Source organism: Methanococcoides sp. (genome assembly GCF_030594565.1).
In the GTDB taxonomy this organism is placed as follows: domain Archaea; phylum Halobacteriota; class Methanosarcinia; order Methanosarcinales; family Methanosarcinaceae; genus Methanococcoides; species Methanococcoides seepicolus.
The window spans coordinates 1-2,871 of the sequence record NZ_JAUVEY010000194.1 but is presented as its reverse complement, the minus strand read 5'-3'; the positions used below and the strand labels follow the sequence as shown (position 1 = coordinate 2,871).

The 2,871-nt window shown below is 43.9% G+C and carries 3 protein-coding genes and 1 pseudogene; all 4 read right to left on the bottom strand.

What is annotated here, in order from left to right; all coding sequences use genetic code 11:
- Positions 1-371 (bottom strand): TIGR04279 domain-containing protein (locus QAS77_RS11380; RefSeq protein WP_305065663.1); only part of this gene is annotated, 371 nt, incomplete at its 3' end.
- 124 nt (positions 372-495) lie between these two features.
- Positions 496-912: pseudogene (locus QAS77_RS11375) on the bottom strand (TIM barrel protein); the annotation flags it as partial.
- 38 nt (positions 913-950) lie between these two features.
- Positions 951-1,682, bottom strand: a complete 732-nt coding sequence (locus tag QAS77_RS11370) for a nucleotidyl transferase AbiEii/AbiGii toxin family protein (RefSeq protein ID WP_305065661.1) — start codon at positions 1,680-1,682, stop codon at positions 951-953.
- 4 nt (positions 1,683-1,686) lie between these two features.
- On the bottom strand, positions 1,687-2,718 hold the full coding sequence (locus QAS77_RS11365; RefSeq protein WP_305065659.1) for a hypothetical protein: 1,032 nt from the start codon (positions 2,716-2,718) through the stop codon (positions 1,687-1,689).
- Positions 2,719-2,871 lie beyond the last annotated feature (153 nt).

Here is a 2,871-nt window from a genome sequence, read left to right as displayed (position 1 = left end):
GGGTAGGTGATAACGTGGTCCGTATTGTTTTCCACGTTAAGCTCAACGGTGACGTTCCTCCCTTTTATGATGGCATTCTTACTGTTTATGCCGTTGTAGGTGAATGTGAAAGGTTCGGGTATTTTGAAGGCTTCCCCGCCGCTTAAGGATATCCAGTTGCCTTCTGCCGTGCCATTATGATCGGCAAAACTGACGTGGTTCTCATCAATGCTTATTTCCATTATGTATTCGTCATTCATGGTAGCAGATGCCACTGTTATGAATGAGAATGTGATCAATAGGGACAAAACTAATGTTATTCCAGTGTATAATCTGCTCATAAGTACCGCCTTTTCGACATGATCTGCTTTTTTTATCACAGAACTTGCCATTATCTTTGATAATGTCTTTTAATTTTTATATTGTTGTTCTGTTAGTAAATAATGGTTTCGACTGGAAGTTTTTTTAAATCTTCCCTGATATCCCGTTTGTCCATTTTTACCATTCATATCGATATTAGTTTGAGAAGGTATTTCTCAAAAGAAGGGCATCCTCTTCGAGATTCGGGCTTTCACAGATCACAAGCCCCTTTATGTCGAACTCATGAAATACTGCCATGAGGTCGATATAATTATAATCCGATTCCTGGTGCAGCAGGTGGTTCTTCTCCCCCTTCTCTGTATAGGCTATGCCGGAGATATGGCAATGCATGCTGTCCAGCCCGACCCTTCCAAGCGCATTTTCCACGTTCTCAAAAACGCTTCGGAACTCTTCAATAATATTATACTCCCCGCAGCTGCGTGCGTGCAGATGGGAGAAGTCTATGCAGGGCATTACCCCCTCGATGGCTGAAGCCATCATCAGGGTCTCCTCCAGACTGCCGAACTGGGTCGCTTTGCCGGTGGTCTCCGGGAGAAGCACCACATCGATGCCCTCGTCTGCAAGTTCTTCGTAAAAGTGTCACTGTTGGATCAATGGATCAAGGATATCATCCGGTCGATAATGGATCTGGCATCATCTTGTGACATCCTGCCATACTTCTCTATCCCTTCATCCGAATTATATGCTGAAGTGAGACATTTTTCGAGAAATGGGTATTTTTCCATTAGTCTGCCTAGTACGGAGATCTCTATCTGCTCCCCGCCATGATCGGGATCGATCAATGCAAGAACATCTGCATAATCTTTTATTAGCTTCCCTGTCTCCCATTCAATATCATCACTTGTCCCATGAGCAATTCGATAATTGCGATCCCATACGGCCTTCAATTTCAAAACAAGCAATGTTTCCCGGTTTGGTACTGCCATTTCGATCCCTCCCCGAATTTGCCTTGTTTCTGTGTTCCCGTTAAGAATGCTGAAATCTGAAGACATGTCCTTCCCTTCAAAAGGAAAGGGCTTCTGCCTGGTTGCAAAATCAATGATGACCGGACCTGCTTCAGTTTCCTTTTTTACACTCGTTGGTATCCCTGGCAGCTTATATGGTGTAAAACCACGATCATTTCGCAGGTGATGCATTAAGCTCTTTCGTGTACTTGCGTTCGTTATGAGATCTATGTCGATGGATCCGTACCAGGAGTTATATGAATCAACTGCCCAACCCCCAATGAGCACAGTTGTTGGATCCTCTCTTTCTTCCTTTTCATGAAGGTACTGGCTAATTACCTCCAATTCCTCTAAGGAATATCTGATTATGTCGCCCATATTTTCATATTGTGTCATACATCGAGACCATTTCTTTTGTAATGTCCATTGCAGAATATCCCATTCCGGCCAGGTCCAGAAGTGTCTGCGAGGGTGATACGATCCTGATTCCCTCTTTTTCGCGGCTATCCTGGAATACGTCCCTGTCAGGCCTATAGACCACTGCCTTTATGGTATTTCCCGAATGGGACTCAAATAATTCCCGGAAATGGTCAAGATGTTCATCTCTCAGGTATAGATAGACCGCATCATGCCTTACGCCATAACCTGTGTAAAGTGATGCTGCAGTGTATGTTGTGAATCCCACAGGCATGTTATCCTGCATTGCAAAGGCTTCTGTGATCTCTCTTGCTGCATGCATGGACCCGCTGAACGGTATACGGATCTCATCGATCTTAAGATTTGCAAGCGGGCGTTCCCATGCAACGCCATTGAGCAGTTTGTCCACGTTTGAAATGCTCACGTGGTTGTGATCCTGTTTCACAATATTCTGCCGCATCAATGCCTGGACCGTTTTGTGTGCCCATCCATATGATACATTTTCGAGGAGTGATAATTGGCGTATCGAGGTCTTTTTCTCCTTCAACAGACGGGATACTATTTTCCATGATTTGTCCGATGTGATCCGATGGGTTTTGGACCCGAACTGTTCATTGCTGCCGGGTTTGAATGTCCAGGGAAGTTTTAGCATAATAATACCCAATTGGTCCATTATCCGTTTTTCCCTTTCAGGGAATGATTTTGCAGCAACGACCAGTTGTATGCTCTTCCTCTTTTCCATCTCTTCATTCTGCAGCCAGAGATCACGAAGCAGGTTCATCCTTGCGACCGTATCGATGGTAGCTTTTGACTTAATCTCTATAAGGTATATGGTGTCATTGTCTTCCAGTAATGCATCCGGGCGGAGGGGTAGATCGCTCACGTAATACTCATATGATGTGCTGAGACTGGTATTCAGGTGATCGGAAGAGATGCCCAGGCTATCTTTGATGTAATTCAGGATCTCTTTGTGCTCAATTGATTCTTTTTTTATCATGTACAGTTATCACTATATTATGATAACTACTTAAACTTATCAGTGATACCTATCTTTACTTTGTGATATGCATATAATGTTATCACTGATAACCAGCACTGTCAGGAGGGCTCGGAAATAAGCCCGGCTACCCTCTTCCTTTTCCAAATTCAC

Coding starts and splice junctions, on each gene's coding strand:
- QAS77_RS11370 (WP_305065661.1), bottom strand. CDS start 1,682: ATGGGCGACATAATCAGATATTCCTTAGAGGAATTGGAGGTAATTAGC.
- QAS77_RS11365 (WP_305065659.1), bottom strand. CDS start 2,718: ATGATAAAAAAAGAATCAATTGAGCACAAAGAGATCCTGAATTACATC.